13 protein-coding genes and 1 pseudogene are annotated in these 15,994 nt (G+C 63.2%); 6 read left to right on the top strand and 8 right to left on the bottom strand.

Annotated elements, in window-relative coordinates:
* Nucleotides 1-127 precede the first annotated feature (127 nt).
* Both LAN70_08530 and LAN70_08535 read left to right on the top strand, forming a co-directional pair.
* A complete protein-coding gene (locus LAN70_08530) occupies nt 128-2,677 on the top strand; it encodes a protein kinase (protein MBZ5511205.1) in 2,550 nt (849 codons plus the stop codon).
* A gap of 99 nt (nt 2,678-2,776) precedes the next feature.
* Nucleotides 2,777-5,518, top strand: coding sequence for a protein kinase (locus LAN70_08535; protein MBZ5511206.1), 2,742 nt, complete (start codon nt 2,777-2,779; stop codon nt 5,516-5,518).
* A gap of 197 nt (nt 5,519-5,715) precedes the next feature.
* Here LAN70_08535 and LAN70_08540 read toward each other — a convergent pair whose 3' ends face one another.
* Complete coding sequence (locus LAN70_08540) at nt 5,716-6,654, bottom strand: putative Ig domain-containing protein (GenBank protein ID MBZ5511207.1); 939 nt, start codon at nt 6,652-6,654, stop codon at nt 5,716-5,718.
* Nucleotides 6,655-6,946: 292 nt separating this feature from the next.
* Between LAN70_08540 and LAN70_08545 the strand changes: the two genes are divergently transcribed.
* Nucleotides 6,947-7,294 carry a hypothetical protein gene (locus LAN70_08545; protein MBZ5511208.1) on the top strand — a complete coding sequence of 116 codons (348 nt, stop codon included), beginning with the start codon at nt 6,947-6,949 and terminating at the stop codon, nt 7,292-7,294.
* Nucleotides 7,295-7,424: 130 nt separating this feature from the next.
* On the opposite strand, the gene LAN70_08550 is transcribed toward LAN70_08545, so the two are convergent.
* The 3 genes and pseudogenes from LAN70_08550 to LAN70_08560 form a co-directional block, all read right to left on the bottom strand.
* Complete coding sequence (locus LAN70_08550) at nt 7,425-8,192, bottom strand: thiazole synthase (GenBank protein ID MBZ5511209.1); 768 nt, start codon at nt 8,190-8,192, stop codon at nt 7,425-7,427.
* 689 nt (nt 8,193-8,881) lie between these two features.
* Nucleotides 8,882-8,992, bottom strand: a pseudogene (locus tag LAN70_08555) (thiazole synthase).
* Between the two features lie 132 nt (nt 8,993-9,124).
* Nucleotides 9,125-10,924: a long-chain fatty acid--CoA ligase gene (locus tag LAN70_08560; GenBank protein MBZ5511210.1), complete on the bottom strand. Its 1,800-nt coding sequence runs from the start codon at nt 10,922-10,924 to the stop codon at nt 9,125-9,127.
* A 285-nt stretch (nt 10,925-11,209) separates the two neighbouring features.
* On the opposite strand from LAN70_08560, the gene LAN70_08565 reads away from it, so the two are divergent.
* On the top strand, nt 11,210-11,452 hold the full coding sequence (locus LAN70_08565) for a redoxin domain-containing protein (protein MBZ5511211.1): 243 nt from the start codon (nt 11,210-11,212) through the stop codon (nt 11,450-11,452).
* A 9-nt stretch (nt 11,453-11,461) separates the two neighbouring features.
* Nucleotides 11,462-11,776 carry a redoxin domain-containing protein gene (locus tag LAN70_08570; GenBank protein MBZ5511212.1) on the top strand — a complete coding sequence of 105 codons (315 nt, stop codon included), beginning with the start codon at nt 11,462-11,464 and terminating at the stop codon, nt 11,774-11,776.
* Between the two features lie 90 nt (nt 11,777-11,866).
* Here LAN70_08570 and LAN70_08575 read toward each other — a convergent pair whose 3' ends face one another.
* Nucleotides 11,867-12,307, bottom strand: a complete 441-nt coding sequence (locus LAN70_08575; protein MBZ5511213.1) for a septum formation initiator family protein — start codon at nt 12,305-12,307, stop codon at nt 11,867-11,869.
* Nucleotides 12,308-12,334: 27 nt separating this feature from the next.
* The gene (locus tag LAN70_08580; protein MBZ5511214.1) at nt 12,335-13,774 is read right to left on the bottom strand and encodes a phosphoglucomutase/phosphomannomutase family protein; all 1,440 of its coding nucleotides are present in this window, start codon (nt 13,772-13,774) and stop codon (nt 12,335-12,337) included.
* 137 nt (nt 13,775-13,911) lie between these two features.
* Here LAN70_08580 and LAN70_08585 point away from each other — a divergent pair, with 137 nt between their 5' ends.
* The gene (locus LAN70_08585; GenBank protein MBZ5511215.1) at nt 13,912-14,232 is read left to right on the top strand and encodes a divalent-cation tolerance protein CutA; all 321 of its coding nucleotides are present in this window, start codon (nt 13,912-13,914) and stop codon (nt 14,230-14,232) included.
* 35 nt (nt 14,233-14,267) lie between these two features.
* Here LAN70_08585 and LAN70_08590 read toward each other — a convergent pair whose 3' ends face one another.
* Nucleotides 14,268-15,056 carry a hypothetical protein gene (locus tag LAN70_08590; GenBank protein MBZ5511216.1) on the bottom strand — a complete coding sequence of 263 codons (789 nt, stop codon included), beginning with the start codon at nt 15,054-15,056 and terminating at the stop codon, nt 14,268-14,270.
* A 3-nt stretch (nt 15,057-15,059) separates the two neighbouring features.
* Nucleotides 15,060-15,971 carry a hypothetical protein gene (locus tag LAN70_08595; GenBank protein MBZ5511217.1) on the bottom strand — a complete coding sequence of 304 codons (912 nt, stop codon included), beginning with the start codon at nt 15,969-15,971 and terminating at the stop codon, nt 15,060-15,062.
* Nucleotides 15,972-15,994 lie beyond the last annotated feature (23 nt).

A 15,994-nucleotide genomic window follows, 5' to 3' on the forward strand; every position in this document is an offset into this window, starting at 1 on the left:
CAGCGTCGACATAAAAGTCTGTGCACCCCAACGAGAAGCACCACATCAAATCGCTGATGCTTCAGAACGGGCCACCAGTCTATAATTCGGCCCAGCCAGGGGATGGCACTCCAGCTTTTTATTCAACATGACACTGCAAGCGGGGACGAAGCTCGGGCCCTATGAAATCCAGTCCGCGGTGGGCGCGGGCGGAATGGGCGAGGTGTATCGCGCGCGCGACACGCGGCTGGAGCGCACGGTGGCCGTCAAGGTCCTGCCGGAATCCTTTGCCGGCGATCCCGACCGTCTGCGGCGCTTCGAGCAGGAAGCGCGCGCGGTGGCGGCGCTGAATCATCCCAACATCATGGCGGTGTACGACATCGGCGAGCACGCGGGTTCGCCGTATATCGTCTGCGAATTGCTTGAGGGCGAGACGCTGCGAGAAAAGATGAAGCAAGGGGCGCTGGGGCAGCGGCGCGCGGTGGAGTACGCCTCGCAGATTGCGGAAGGACTGGCGGCGGCGCACGACAAGGGCGTGGTGCATCGCGACCTGAAGCCGGAAAACGTGTTCGTCACCAACGACGGGCGGGTGAAGGTGCTGGACTTCGGGCTGGCGAAGCTGCAAGCCCACCCAACGAAAACCGCGTTGGGTGGGGCACCCGACGATGGGGCCACGATGGGAACGCGCACCACGCCAGGCATGGTGCTGGGCACGGCGGGCTACATGTCGCCGGAGCAGGTGCGGGGCAAGGAAGTGGACGCGCGCACCGACATCTTCGCCTTCGGCGCCATTCTGTACGAGATGCTGAGCGGGCAGCGGGCGTTCAAGGGCGAGTCGTCGGTGGAGACGATGAACGCCATCCTCAAGGAGGAACCGCGGGAGCTGGAGACAGAAAAGCTGAAGGTGTCGCCGGGGCTGGAGCGCATCGTGCGGCGCTGCCTGGAGAAAGAACCGGCGCGGAGATTCCATTCGGCGCGCGACGTGGGATTTGCGCTGGAGGCGATCAGCGGCAGCAGCGCGACGGCGTCAATGGTGAAAGTCAAGCCGGCTGGCCGCGCGAGCACGCGTTGGATCGCCGGCGCCGTTCTCCTGCTGGTTGTCGGCAGCCTGGCCGGGGCGCTGGCGGCGCGCCGCAGCCTGTCTCCCACGTCGATTGCGACGCAACAACTGACGTTTCGCAGCGGCTACGTCCGCGCGGCGCGGTTTGCCCCCGACGGCCAAGCGGTGGTGTATGCCGCGAACTGGGATGGCGCACCGGCGCAGTTGTACTCCGGGCGCGCGGACACAAGCGAGTCGCAGCCGATCGAATCGGTGAAGGCCGACCTGCTTTCCGTTTCCCGCTCCGGCGAACTGGCCGTGGCGCTGGAGCGGCGCTTCCTGGAGCCTTGGGTACCGACGGGGACATTGGCGCGCAGCTCGCTGCTGGGCGGCGCACCAAAATCGATGCTGGAAGGCGTGACCGATGCCGACTGGGCGCCGGACGGTTCCGGGCTGGCGATCGCGCGGAGCGTGGCGGGGCGGTTCCAACTGGAATACCCGGTTGGCAAACCGCTCTACACCACCGACGGCTACATCAGCCACTTGCGATTCTCGCCGCAAGGCGATCTCATCGCCTTCATGGACCACCCGGTATATGGCGACGATGCCGGCACCGTGGCGGTCGTGGACCTGCAAGGCAACAAGAAAGCGCTGACGCCCTCCTACGACACCGAACAAGGTCTCGCCTGGACGCCGGACGGCAAAGAGATCTGGTACACCGAAGGCATCCGGCTGCACGCGGTCACCAGGTCGGCCAAAGTGCGGACCGTGTGGAGCGCCCTGGAAATTATCGTGATGCAGGACATCTCGCGCGATGGGCGGGTGATGCTCACCACCGAAGACCGCGGCGGCGACATCATCGCGGGGACAATCGGCGGCGCGGAAAGCAGGAATCTGGTCACCTTCCATTGGGCGGCTGCGTATGGAATCTCGAATGACGGCCAGTTGGCTGCGATCGACGAGTTCGATGCCGGCAGCCGCTACGAAATGTTCGTGCGGCGGACCGACGGCTCCCCGGCGGTTCATCTGGGCCAGGGCGTGATGCTGGGAATGTCGCCCGACGGCAAGACGGTGCTGGGCATGTGGAACCAGCGACTGCTGCTGGCGCCCACCGGCGTGGGTGAGATCCGCGAACTGCCCTCGTTCGGATTGGCGTATCAGTCAATGGCGGCATGGATGCCCGACGGCCAGCACGTCGCCCTAGTCGCCGCCGAACCGGGACGGCCGGCCCGCACCTTCACCTTGGCTACGTCCGGGCAGACGCCGCCGCGTCCCATCACCCCGGAAGGAATGCTGGGACAGATGCTGTCACCGGACGGCGCCTCGGTGTTGGCGCGTGACGGTGAGGGCCGGTGGATGATGTGCGCCCTCTCCGGGGGCGCGCCCCATCCCGTGGCCGGCATGCAAACCCAGGACACTCCGGTGCAATGGTCGGCGGATGGCCGTTTGCTGATCCGCTCGCGCGGCGAAGTTCCGCTGACCGTATACCAACTGGACCCGCGCAGCGGAAGCCGCCAACCCTGGCACCGTTTTGTTCCCGCGAACCCCGCGGGCGTTCTCAGTTTCCGGCGTGTGTACGTCACGCCCGACGGCAAGCATTACCTGTACGACACGCGGCGGGTGTTGTCGCGGCTGTTCGTCATGGCCGGACTGAAATAAGAGAAGTAGTTTCAGTTTCAGTTTCAGCGGCTCTCGGTTGTCGGTTCTCGGTTTTCGGTTCTGAGCTGTCAGTAGTTGTTGTTGAACGCGGGTGAAAAGATGTCTCTGGTAGCGGGAACCAAACTCGGGCCGTATGAGATCCAGTCGGCGGCGGGCGCGGGCGGGATGGGCGAGGTGTACCGCGCGCGCGACACGCGGCTGGAACGCACGGTCGCGATCAAGGTCCTGCCGTCGCACTTGTCTTCCAACAACGATTTGAAGCAGCGCTTCGAGCGCGAGGCGCGGGCGATCAGTTCCCTGTCGCATCCCCACATCTGCACGCTGCACGATGTCGGCTCGCAAGACGGCATTGATTTCCTGGTGATGGAGTACCTGGAAGGCGAGACGCTGGCGGGCCGGTTGGCGAAGGGGCCGCTGGCGATCGAACAGGTGCTGAAAATCGGAAGCGAAGTCGCCGAAGCGCTGGACAAGGCGCATCGGCAAGGCATCGTGCACCGCGATCTGAAGCCGGCGAACATCATGCTGACCAAGGCGGGCGCCAAGCTGATGGACTTCGGGCTGGCAAAGCCGGCGGCAGTCGCGATCGGGGTGGCGGCGGGACAACTCTTGCCTAGCAAAGCCGGGCACGCCGGGACGCCTCTGACTCCGTCGAGTCCGACGACGCCGCTGATCTCGCTGACCGGACCGGCGTCGCCGCTGACGCAGAAGGGGACGATCGTCGGGACGTTTCAGTACATGGCGCCGGAAGTCTTGCAAGGCGTGGAAGCCGACGCGCGCAGCGATATCTTCAGCCTGGGATGCGTGCTGTACGAGATGGCGACGGGCAAGCGGGCGTTTGAAGGCAAGAGCCAGCTCTCGGTGCTGGCCGCGATATTGGAAAAAGAGCCGGAGCCGATCTCTCAACTGCAACCGCTGACGCCGCCGGCGCTGGAGATGGTGGTCAAATGCTGCCTGGCGAAGGATCCGGACGAGCGCTTGCAGACGGCACATGATTTAAAGCTGCAATTGAACTGGACATCGCAGACGGCGGCGGCCGCGGTCGCCAAGCAGCCGAAAGCGCAGGCAAAACGGCGCGAGTGGCTGGCGTGGGCGGTGGCGGCAGTCGCGGTACTGCTGGCGATCGCAGCCGGCATGCAGTTCTGGGCACGTCCCGCGCCGCGGCCGCTGCACGCGATCATTCTGCCTCCAGAGAAGACGGCCTTCGATGCGTTGGGCGATTTTGGCGGGCCGGCGGTGGTCTCGCCGGATGGAGAAAAGATCGCCTTCGCAGCGAAGGGGACGGACAGTTCCAAGGCGCTGTGGGTGCGGTCCTTGAGCAGCCCGACGGCGCAACGACTGGACGGAACCGAGGGAGGGTATTTTCCCTTCTGGTCGGCCGACAGCCGGTATCTGGGCTTCTTTGCCAATGGAAAATTGAACAAGATCCCTGCCAACGGAGGCGCGGTGGCCCCGCTGGCGGATGCCCCCAACGCGCGCGGCGGGACGTGGAGCCAGGACAACGTGATCGTGTACGCGCCGGATTTCAACGTCAGCCTGATGCGGATCAGCGCGCAGGGCGGCACGGCGCAATCGGTAACCAAGCTGGACCTGGGCAAGCATACGACGCATCGCTGGCCATGCTTCCTGCCGGACGGCAAGCATTTCCTGTACCTGGCGACGAATCACAGCGGAGGGATGCGGGACCAGAACGGCATCTACTTCGCATCTCTGGACGGCAAGGAAAACAAGCTGTTGATCGCGAGCGATGCCGGAGGTCAGTATTCCTCCGGCTACATACTGTTCCACGCGCAGACGTCGGTTATGGCGCAGCGCTTCGATCCGCAAAGCGGGACGCTAAAAGGGGACGCATTCCCGGTGGTGGATCGGGTGCAATACGACGGCACGGTGTGGCGAACGCTGTTCTCCGTGTCGGCCAACGGCGTGCTGACCTACCAGAGCGGGACGGCCGATGCCGGGACGCAATTGGTGTGGTTCGACCGAACGGGCAAACGGATCGGACAGGTGGGCGACCGGGGTCAGTACATGGACGCGCGCATTTCGCCGGACGGAACGAAGATCGCGGTAGGCTACGGCTCGCCTTCGGAAGACATCTGGATTTTCGACACGGCACGAAATATCAAGACGCGGCTGACGTTTGATCCGCCAACCAAGTTCCAGCCGGCGTGGTCGCCGGACGGGCAGACGATCGCGTACGCGGCGCAAGGGACCCAGGGCGCGGCGGGCGACAGCACGCTCTACCTGATGCCGGCCAACGGTGGCGGTAAGCCTCGCCTGTTGGTGCAGGAAAAGGGCGTCACCCCTGCCTTTCCCTCCTGGACGCCGGATGGACAGAACCTGCTGTACACCTCGCAACTGGGACCGACCGGCAACTCGATCTACACGGTTCCGGCGGATGGCCACGCGAAACCGGCGTTGCTGATTTCGCCGGCGAGTCCGCAGGCCAATGTCAGCCACTTCCGCATCTCGCCCGACGGGCGGTGGATTGCGTATGTCTCCACCGAATCGGGGCAGACGCAGGTATACGTGACGGCCGCATCCGGACAAGGAGGCAAGTGGCAGGTTTCGACCAATGCGGGCGATTACCCGGCGTGGCGCGGCGATGGCAAGGAGTTGTTCTATTTTGACGCCGCCGACACGCTGTACTCGGCAGAGGTCTCAGACAAAGGCGGGAACTTTGAGGTTGGGCAAGTGCGCGAATTGTTTCACCAGGACTCCTCCGCGAATGGCGTGGCTTATGATGCCAGCCGCGATGGAAAGAAGTTCCTGTTCAACGTGGGAACACAGGACGCGTCGGCGACACTGAACCTGGTGGTGAATTGGACAGCGGAACTGAAGAAGTAGTTTCTAGTTTCTGGTTTCTAGTTGCAGGCGGAAGCGGCGCGGATGAGGGCGCCGCATTTGCTTTTTGGGAGCAACTGCATTGCCGATTGTCGATTGTTGATTGCCGATTTCTGATTGACATAAATGCGTGATCCGAGCACGAGGATTTTCCAACTGCGACCGAGAACCGAGAACCGATCACCGAGAACCGAATACAACTACGGCACCGTGAGCGGGTCGGTTTGCAGGCGGGTGCGATAGATTTTGCCGGCCTCGGAATCTTCGGCGACGGCGTCGGCGTGGACGACGTAGGTGTCGCGCGGCAGCGTGGAGCCGAAGGAAATGCGCTGCGAACCGGCGCCGACGGAGAAGTGCTGGTACCCGAGCGTGAATGCCTTGTCTATGGTGTTCACCGCGACCACGATGACGGTGAGGTCGAATGGGCCGCCACTGCCGTTGGTGACCTGCAGTTCACCGGCGATGGCGCCGCCCGCGGTTACCTGCGGCGGTTGTGTCCAGGTGACGGTCAGGGCCGGGGGCACGGTGAGCACGTAAGCGCGTGTCTTGGCGACGGGTGTGGGCGATGAATCCGTGGCTTCGAGCGTGAAGTGAAATTGTCCGGGTGCAGTGGGCGTGCCGGCGAGGACGCCGGAGGGATCAAGCGCGATGCCGGGTGGCAACGAACCACGGACGCTGCGAAAGCGCCACGGCGGCGTTCCCTGCTGCGGAGTCGCGAGCTGGTAATAGTAGGCCTGGCCCAGAAATCCGTTGGGGAGAACCGCGGCGGGCGCCGCAGTGCGGGTCTGGGCGACCGCGGGCGGGGACACGGTGAGGACGTAATTACGTGTCTTGGCGATGGGTGTGGGCGAGGAATCCCTGGCTTCGAGGGTGAAGTGAAACTGGCCGGGCGCAGTGGGTGCGCCGACCAGAATGCCGGCGGGATCAAGCGCGATGCCGGGTGGCAACGAACCGCGGACCCTGCGAAAGCGCCACGGCGGTGTTCCCTGCTGCGGAGTCGCCAGATGGTAATAGTAGGCCTGGCCGAGAGATCCGTTGGGGAGAACCGCGGCGGGCGACGCAGTGCGCGTCTGGGCGAACGCGGCCGGGGTCCCAACACCGAGGACGCCGAGAAGCGCGATTGCGCAAATAACGCGCATAGTGTGAAAGATTAGATTGCCGGTCGCCGATTGTCGATTGCCGATTTGTCAGGGCGGACCAGGGCGCTCGCGGCGGCGCAGATTTGGGTCAGATCTAGGGCAGTCCCGACGACCACCCCAGCAGGCGAAACCCGCGCCTGCCGGAGACCCCGGTCGAGGCGCCGGGACCTACCGGAATCGCAAGTGCGGCGGGCGGGCGGGTTTGGCTGGTACAATTCTCGTACCTTGTAACTCTGTGGGGTTCCGCTAATCGAATATTGGGACTCGCGGCAAGACCGTGAGGAGGAGACGCATGAAAAAGCTACTGCCGATTCTGGCTTGTGTGGCGTTGTTGAGCGCGATGGCGTTCGCCAGCAGCGCGAGCATGACCGGGTACATTGTGGACGAGAAGTGCGGCGCCAAGGGTGCACATGCGGGCGCGGAGGGTTGCGCCAAGAAGTGCGCCGAGGCTGGCGAGAAGATGGTCTTCGTCAGCGACCAGGACAAGAACGTGCTGAAGCTGGACAATCCGGACGCCACCAAAGGCCATGAGGGACATCACGTCAACGTGACCGGATCGGTGAAGGATGGCGTGCTGCACATTGACAAGCTGGCGATGGCAGCGGACCAGCCGGCGCCGGGTGGAGAGCATCAACACTGAAGAACAGTTGTCAGTTGCTAGAAGCCAGTTGTTAGCAAAAGCCCGGACTAGAGCCGGGCTTTTTTATTGCATTTCAACTTCGAGACGCGGTGCTGGTCGCGGGCGAGGGCGCCCGCGCCACAATCACCGATTAGCGCACAACGCCCTCGACCGGGGAGCTGGCGGTGGCGTAGAGCTTTTTCGCCATGCGGCCGGCGAGGTAAGCGGTGCGGCCGGCGATGATTGCGTGCCTCATCGCTTCGGCCATCAGCACGGGGTCCTGGGCGGCGGCGATGCCGGTGTTCATGAGCACGCCGTCGGCGCCAAGTTCCAGAGCGATGGTGGCGTCGGAGGCGGTGCCCACGCCGGCGTCCACGATCAGCGGAGCGTTCAGCATCTCGCGCAGGATGCGAATGTTGGCCTGGTTCTGGATGCCCATGCCGCTGCCGATGGGCGCGCCCAGGGGCATGATGGCGGCCGCACCGGCGTCGAGCAGGCGCTTGGCAACCACAATGTCGTCAGAGGTATACGGCAAAACAGTAAAGCCTTCCTTGACCAGCACGCGGGTCGCTTCGATGGTCGCCTGCACGTCGGGATAGAGCGTGGCTTGGTCGCCGATGACTTCGATTTTCACCCAGTCGGAGAGGCCGACTTCGCGGCCGAGGCGGGCGGTGCGGATGGCATCGTCGGCGGTGTAGCAGCCGGCGGTGTTAGGCAGCAGAAAATATTTCTTGGGATCAATGAAGTCGAGCAGCGATTCCTTGCTGCGGTCCAGGTTGACGCGGCGCACGGCGACGGTGACCATCTCGGCGCCGCTGGCTTCGATGGCGCGCGCCGTCTCCTGGCCCGACTTGTACTTGCCAGTGCCCACGATCAGGCGGGAGCGGAAAGTGCGGCCTGCTATGACAAATGAGTCCATACCGATATTGTAGCAATCCGGAGTGGCGAGGGGTCGGTTATCGCTTGTCGGTTAGCCAAGCTTTGCCGACAAGCGGTTCGGTTTCCGGTTTGCTCCGGTTTGCGCCTTACTCACTTCTTCCCAGGCTCGGGGAGGCGTACGGTCGCATCGCCAAAAGTAAGCTTGAACTTCCCTGCCTTCTGGAGACTTTGCAGGACTTCAGGTTGGATGCCAAAGGCCAAGCACAGTGACGAGCGGTTCTTCAGGAGCGTCAGGGTTTTCGGCATGTTTTCCTTCCGCTCGAGGCGGTAGCCATCGCCGGTCGTCGCTTGCCCTGTGGCAGCACCGTTGAAACCGAGTGCAAAAGTGTAAACGCAAGCTCCCTTGGGCCCGGGAATGCCCACCCCGATGATCACGCCATCCCCCACCGCCCCGGTAACCGTGATCTGGTCTGTACCCAAAGACAGGGAGTTCTCATCAGAACTGGAGAAAAGAGCCCTGATCTCCAGGTACTTGACTTCGACGCTCATGGCTCGGCTCTTCGTGCCGTCCGAAAGACCGATCTCATCGCTGAGGTTAGTGGAGAGTTGTGTCACCGACCACTTACCAGCTTTTTGTGCAGCGCAATCAGCAGGAAACAGAAGAACCAGGGGCAGGACCAGCCCGGCCAATCTGAACAGAGCAGCGGTTGTTGTTCGGATCATGCGATTGGCGCCGCTGGCTTCGATGGCTCGCGCCGCCTCATGGCTCGACTTGTACTTGCCGGTGCCGACGATCAGGCGTGAGCGGAAAGTACGGCCTGCAATGACGAATGAGTCCATGGGAGATATTGTAGCAATCCGGAGGGGCTTTAGGCGTCGGGCTTCAGGCGCAGGCGCAGGGTCCTTCGACTCGGCGTCGGCAAAAGCGGCCGACGCCTCGCTCAGGATGACACCACTTGAAAGTTTTGTTCGTTATGATTTGCCGGCGGCGACGTCGGCGGGATCGGCAGGTTTGGGGTCGTTTTCGTAGAGCTTCCGGATGTGCTGGCGATAGCGCTCCTCGACCACGCGGCGCTTGAGCTTGAGGGTGGGCGTGAGGCTGCCGTCGGCCACGGAAAATTCGTCGGCCACGAGCAGAACTTTTTTCAATTTTTCGAACTGGGCAAGATCGCGGTTGACCTCGGCGACAATGCCGTCGAACAGCACGCGGACTTTTTCCTGGCCGATAAGGTCTTCGCGGGAGTGGAAGCCGAGCCCATTCTCGCGCGCCCAGCGCTCCAACTCGGCGAAGTTGGGGGCGATGACGACGGAGGGAAACTTGAAGCGGTCGCCGATCACGATGGCCTCGCCGACATACTCGCTGGACTGCAGTTTGCGCTCGATGGGCTGCGGCGCGATGAACTTGCCGCCCGAAGTCTTGATCAGGTCTTTTTTGCGGTCGGTGACGGAGAGAAAGCCGTCGGCGTCGAGATTGCCGATGTCGCCGGTCTTGAACCAGCCATCGGGAGTGAAGGCGGCGGCGGTCTCGGCGGGCATGTTCCAGTAGCCCTTGAACACCGAGGGACCGCGTACCAGGATCTCGCCGTCGTCGGCAATGCGGACTTCCACGTTGGACAGTGGTGGGCCGACGGTGCCAATCTTGTGCCGGTTGGGCTTGTTGAGTGCGATGACGGGCGAGGTCTCAGTGAGGCCGTAACCTTCGTGGATGCGGATGCCGACATCGGCATACCACTCGGCGAGGTCGCGACCGAGGGGCGCGCCGCCGGAGATGTAGATTTTCACGCGCCCGCCCAGCCCCTGTCTGATCTTGGAGAAGACCAACCGGTCGGCGAGCTTCCAGTCGGGCGAGGTAGGGCGCTTCCCTGCCAGGATTTCGTCGCGATGGGCGCGGCCGACCTTCAGCGCCCACTGAAACACCTTGTGCTTCAGGCCGGACTTGGTTTGTACCTCGGCCTGGCTGCGGATTTTTTCGTACACCCGCGGGACGGCGACAAAGATGGTGGGTCGGATTTCCGGGAGCGCGGCCTTGAGCTCGTCGATGTTGGGACAATAAGCGACGGTGACGCCGTGGTAGAACATGGCGTAATCCACGTGGCGGGCGGTGATGTGCGACAGGGGAAGGAACGACAGGCTCACGTCGCCCGGGCCCATGGGATAGCTGTCGAGGGAGTGCAGCAGGTTGGAAGCGAGATTGCCCTGCGTCAACATCGCGCCCTTGGGCGTGCCGGTGGTGCCGGAGGTGTAGATGATGGTGGCCAGATCGTCGGGGCGGATGGCGCGCGCGGCGGCGTCGAATGTGGCATCGCGCTCCACCGGGCCGCCATGCATCAGGCGGTGCATGGGAATCGCGTCGGGGATTCCGATGTAATCCATGACCACAATTTTTTCCAGCTTGGTGATGGACTGCACGGCCTGGAGTTTCTTGAGCTGGTCCACGGTGGAAACGAAGGCGACGCGCGCGCCGGAGTCGGCGAGCATGAAGGCCGACTGCTCCGAGGTCAGCGTCGAATAAATGGGGACGATGGCGCCGCCGATGAGCAGTGTGCCGAATTCAGCGGTAGCCCACTCGGGGCGGTTCTCGCTGAGGATGGCGACGCGATCGCCCTTGGCAATGCCCCAGCCGGTGAGCGCGCGGGCAATCCCCACGGCGTCGCGGTAGAGTTCCCGCGAGGAGATGGGGATCCACTTGACCGTCTGCTTGTAGAGCATGGCGCGGTCAAGTTGGCGGTCGACAACCTGATAGAAGACTTGGTTGACGGTTTCGATGCTCATTGCGACGGGTGCACCTCCGGACACACACATTCAGAGTCTCCCTTGGATAAGATGCGCTCCAACCCAAGAATACGGCAGAAACCACCGCGTGCTGGCCCAATGTAGCGGGAACCATGCCATGGCGCAAGATGGCAGTCGAGTCGCGAGTCGCGAGTAATGAGTTGCGAGTCCCGACATGGGAGTGAGCGAGAATCGCCCTCGGGTGGTGGAACGCACAGGGTTTAGAGGAAGCCGGTTTCGGGAAAATTCTGTAACCGCAGCCCACGGGCGGCATCAGGTGGGGATATGAAACGAAGCATAGCTTGCTCTCTACTGGCCCTGGCCCTGGCGGCGGCGCTGCTGCCGTCGTTGCGCGCGCAGGACAAACCGCAGGCGGCGCCGCTGAAGCTGAAAGTGGGCGACATGGCGCCCGATTTCACGCTGAAGTATTTCGACGGCGTCAAGATGCAGGACATCTCGCTGCACGAGTTTCGCGGAAAAAAGAACGTGGTAGTGGCGTTCTTCGTCTTCGCCTTTACCGGCGGTTGAACCACCGAAATGCGCAACCTCCAGGCGAATTACAAGAAACTGGAGGATGCGGACACCCAGGTCGTGGGTGTGAGCGTGGACAGCCCGTTTGCCAACAAGGCTTTTGCCGATTCACTCAACGTGACCTTCCCCATTGCCAGCGACTGGTTTGACGAGGGAGCGGCGACCAAGGCGTACGGGCTGTGGGAGCCGAAGAACAGGGTGGCGCGGCGGGCGACCTTCCTGGTCGGCAAGGATGGCAAGATCGAGGAGATCCAGGCGGACAAGGAAGCCATCGATCCGACCAAGGTTGTGACCGCGTGCGAGAGGAAGAAGAAAAGCTAGTTTCAGTTTCAGTTTCAGTTTCAGTTTCGAGTTGGCGCAGGCGACAACGCCTGCGCCATTCGTGTCTTTGGCGGAAACTGAGACTCGAAACTACTTTTTCGCGTTGGCGTTGGGCGGCGGGGGGTTGGGATTGGGCTGGCCGGGAGTCAGGTAGATGACCTCTCCCGGGCGGGCGTAGTGGAGTTGCTCGCGCGCTTCCTTCTCGATGGCGCTGGGATCGGTCTTCAGCGCCTTAATCTGGTCTGATAATTGCTGGTTTTCCTTCTGCAACTGGTCTACGTCTTTCTGCAGGGTGCGGTACTCGGACTTCTTGTTCTTGTAAACGACCATGCCGTTGGCGCCGAAGATGACGTGAAGGGCGATAAAGATGGCGAAAGCGGCGACAGCGGCGGTGGCGAGCTTGGTGCGAAGGTGGTAGAGCTTGTGAACGACGCGCTCGGCGAGCGCGACGGCGCGGACGAGACGCGGGTCCGTTGCCCTGATCGCGATGGGCCGATACTTCCTGGCGCGTCTTGAGAAGACCGAGAGCAAGAGTATCGTCCTTTAGGCGGCCCTACATCATTCAAGAATCCACTGCTTGGCGGCGGCGCTGAGCTTTTCCAGGTCGTCGGGTGTGCGCGCTTCCGAATAAACGCGCACCACCGGTTCGGTGCCGGAAAGGCGGTAACACACCCAGGAGCCGTCGTCGAAAATCAGTTTGAGCCCATCGGTGCGGACGACTTCGCGGACCCGGCGCCCGCCGAGTTCGCGAGGATCCTCCTGCACTTTGCTAGTGAACTTCGCTTTGACCTCGGGGGTCAAGCTGAAGTTCTCGCGGCGCGGGTAAAAGGAACCAACTTTGACAAATAAATCGTTGAGCTGTTCGGCGAGGGTGCGTCCGCGGCGCGCCACCATCTCGCAGCACAGCAGGCCGGCAAGAACGCCGTCTTTTTCCGGAACGTGATGACGAATGGAAAGGCCGGCGGATTCTTCCCCGCCGATGGCGATCTTGTCCTGGTCAATGAGTTCGCCGATGTACTTGAAGCCGACCGGCGTTTCGTACAGCTGGACTTTGTGATGTTCGGCAAGGGCGTTGACCAGGTTGGTGGTGGCGACGGATTTGGCGACGCCGTTGCGCCAGCCGCGGGTCTCGACCAGGTAATCGAACAGGAGCGCGATGATGTAATTGGGCGAAATAAATGTGCCGTCCTGGTCGAGGATGCCGAAGCGGTCGGCGTCACCGTCGGTGGCGATGCCGATGTGGGCGCCGGAAGTTTTCATGGCGGCGCGCAGATCGGAGAGAAGATGATCGTCCGGCTCGGGGGCGTGGCCGCCAAAAAGCACGTCGCGGTAGTCGTGCACGGTGACCACGTCAACCCCGGCGCGGCGCAGGAGGTGGTCGGGATAGCCGCGCGCCGCGCCCCACAGCGGATCAAAGCAAACGTGCAGGCCGGCTTGCTTGATGGCGGCGACATCAATGATTTCGTTCAGGCGCGCCAGGTAGTCGGGAGCGACGTTGAGCTCTTCCCGGTCTGCCGCCGGAATTGTTTTGCTCGCGGGCGAGGGCGCCCGCGCCACATCCGCAAGGGATGCACCCGCGCCATCGAGTGACGCGATCTCCGCTTCGATCCGCTGGGTGACCTCGGGCAAGGCGGGCGCGCCGTCCGGCGTGGAAAACTTGATGCCGTTATACTCTGGCGGATTGTGAGAAGCGGTAAAGTTGATGGCGCCGTCGGACTTGGTGCGAATCACCGCCCAGGAGATTGCGGGGGTGGGCGCGGGTTCAGGGATGACGCGCGGGATCACGCCGTGGGCGGAGAGAATGTCGGCGGCGATGGTGACCAAGGTCTCGCCCAGAAAACGCGGGTCGCGTCCGACAATGACCGAGGCTCCCTGCGGCTTGACCGACGCCACATAGCGAGCGATGCCGGTGACGGCGCGGCGAACGTTGGCGAAGGTGAAGTCCTCGGCCATGACGGCGCGCCACCCCGAGGTGCCGAACTTGATGACGGCTGGCATGCCTGCAGCTCCCGAAAGTCAGAAGTAAGAAGTAAGAAGTTAAGAATCAAGAATGGCAAAAAACCATTGCCGATTTTCGATTGCCGATTGACGATGGATGAATGCCGCGCACGGTTCCGGCGCGTGAGGAATTGTAAATGACCGACAAGAAGATTGTGCTGACAACGACAGCGACCCGCGAGGACGCGGGCAAAATCGCGCGGGCGCTGGTGGAGCGGCGGCTGGCGGCGTGCGTCAACGTGGTCGCGATCGAATCGGTGTACCGCTGGAAGGACGAGGTGGAAAGCGCCGAAGAGTGGCTGCTGGTGATCAAAACCACGGGTTCAGCGCTCGACCAGGTATCCGCGGCGATCAAGGAACTCCATGTCTACGAGCTGCCGGAGTGCGTGGTCCTGCCCATCGAAAACGGTAGCGAAGAGTACCTGGCGTGGATCGGGGAAAGTGTCCACCTTGAGTAATTGGGTAATTTAGTGATTTAGTAGTTTAGTATTTTTCATGTTTTGTGATCGCGCGCCGGATGGCGGGAGCGGCGCTCGAGCAGCGCGTGCAGGTAAGTTTTGACGTTGGCTTCCAGGCGCGAGTGATGGAGGACGTCGCGCAGGACTTGGCTGGGCAGATTATCCGCGAACGCGATGGCGCGCGCCAGCGGCGTCTTGTCGTTGCGGAGCAGCGCGATTTGCACGTCGCGGCGCAGCGACCACTTGGGGTGGCGGCACACCGTGTGCACCAGCGGGAGGGGCGCGTCGTCCCGCAGCAGGGCCTTCACAATCCACGCCTCGGTCATGTACGGATTTTCCAGCGCGGCCAGCATGACGCGCTCTTCGGGATCGGCGAGCAAGGCGGCGGCGACGCGCGTCGAACCGCGTTTGGCGAGGGTAAGCCGCTCGCCGGCGGAAATGGATTCCACGCGCGCGATCAGCGACTCCTCGATGGACATCTTCAGGTCGGCGGCAATCGCGGGCGTGAGCGCGATCTGCATCAGTTCGAAGGTGTAGAGGTGGCGCGCGATGGGCAGCGAGACGTGGCGTGGCGTCCGCGGATGCGCTACCACGGCCACCAGCACCTTGCGGTGCTTCATGACCGCGCTGTTTTTCGAGAGGTCAACCATCGCCTGGTGCGGCAGGTCGCGGCGGGTGAGCAGCAAGAGCGCCAGTTCTTCGGTGAGACGCGAACTGGCGGCGACGCCGCGCAGCACGTCGGGTTCCTGGCTGCGAATCAGGTCTTCGAGCCTCCCCTGCGGCTCGGGGGCCCTGCGTGCGCCGGCGCTGGAGACGGTGGTCATTCGCTATTCCCGCGTGCTGGCCGTCAGGCGGCGCGCCATCCATATAGCGCCAGTGACCGGCTGAATGATCTTGAGATTCACGGCGGCGCCGGGGCATTGAGCATGCAACTTATTCCGGAATGTGTCGCGCACCAGCGGCGAGTGGGCGAAAACGCCGCCGCCAATCGCGACCGGCACGGCCTGCTCTGCAGGCCATAGACGCCCGATGACGATGCTGGCCAGAGTGGCCAGTTCGCTACCGGCGGAGGCCAGAATCTGCTGCGCCACAGCGTCGCCCGCCGTTGCCGCCGATTCAACCACCGGAAACAATTCCGCAAAGCCCGGCAAAGAATTCCCTTTCTGCAAAAGTTCCTCCAGAGAGTTGAGCCGCCAGCAGTGGAGAATGCCGGGCAACAACTTGGTGCTCAGGGCGGCGTCGTGCGCGCGCAGCACGCCGGACACGGCGGCGCGACCAATCCAGTATCCCGAACCTTCGTCGGAGATGGCTGAACCCCATCCGCCGGCGCGCGCGGCTTCGCCACGGTGATTGCGCCCGAACGCAAACGATCCGGTTCCGGAGAGCACCACCACGCCGGGCAGGCCGGGGAAGGCGGCTTCCATAAGGATGACCATGTCGCCCACGATTGCAATCTCGCCGGGCACGAGATCGCCGATCATGGCGGCCACCGCATCTTTTACCGGCGGAACGGAAGCGCCGGCAATGCCGATGACGGCGGCTTTCACGGTGGCCGGGCTGACGCCAGCGGCGGCACAGGCCTTGGTGATGGCCTCGCGGAGGTTGGCCCGCGCCTCGGGTTCACCGACCCGGACGATGTTGCTGCCGCCGGCGACGGAGGTCGCCAGCACGCGAAGGTCGTCGCCCACGGCGCAGGTGGTTTGCGTACCGCCGCCGTCAATGCCGAGGTAAAGGGGCACGAGTGCCTCAATTTTTATCATGG

The organism is Terriglobia bacterium (assembly GCA_020072845.1).
Lineage (GTDB): Bacteria > Acidobacteriota > Terriglobia > Terriglobales > Acidobacteriaceae > JAIQGF01.

Excerpts from the sequence above, each read along its gene's own strand:
- LAN70_08530 (MBZ5511205.1), top strand. The coding sequence starts at position 128 with ATGACACTGCAAGCGGGGACGAAGCTCGGGCCCTATGAAATCCAGTCC.
- LAN70_08535 (MBZ5511206.1), top strand. The coding sequence starts at position 2,777 with ATGTCTCTGGTAGCGGGAACCAAACTCGGGCCGTATGAGATCCAGTCG.
- LAN70_08540 (MBZ5511207.1), bottom strand. The coding sequence starts at position 6,654 with ATGCGCGTTATTTGCGCAATCGCGCTTCTCGGCGTCCTCGGTGTTGGG.
- LAN70_08545 (MBZ5511208.1), top strand. The coding sequence starts at position 6,947 with ATGAAAAAGCTACTGCCGATTCTGGCTTGTGTGGCGTTGTTGAGCGCG.
- LAN70_08550 (MBZ5511209.1), bottom strand. The coding sequence starts at position 8,192 with ATGGACTCATTTGTCATAGCAGGCCGCACTTTCCGCTCCCGCCTGATC.
- LAN70_08560 (MBZ5511210.1), bottom strand. The coding sequence starts at position 10,924 with ATGAGCATCGAAACCGTCAACCAAGTCTTCTATCAGGTTGTCGACCGC.
- LAN70_08565 (MBZ5511211.1), top strand. The coding sequence starts at position 11,210 with ATGAAACGAAGCATAGCTTGCTCTCTACTGGCCCTGGCCCTGGCGGCG.
- LAN70_08570 (MBZ5511212.1), top strand. The coding sequence starts at position 11,462 with ATGCGCAACCTCCAGGCGAATTACAAGAAACTGGAGGATGCGGACACC.
- LAN70_08580 (MBZ5511214.1), bottom strand. The coding sequence starts at position 13,774 with ATGCCAGCCGTCATCAAGTTCGGCACCTCGGGGTGGCGCGCCGTCATG.
- LAN70_08585 (MBZ5511215.1), top strand. The coding sequence starts at position 13,912 with ATGACCGACAAGAAGATTGTGCTGACAACGACAGCGACCCGCGAGGAC.
- LAN70_08590 (MBZ5511216.1), bottom strand. The coding sequence starts at position 15,056 with ATGACCACCGTCTCCAGCGCCGGCGCACGCAGGGCCCCCGAGCCGCAG.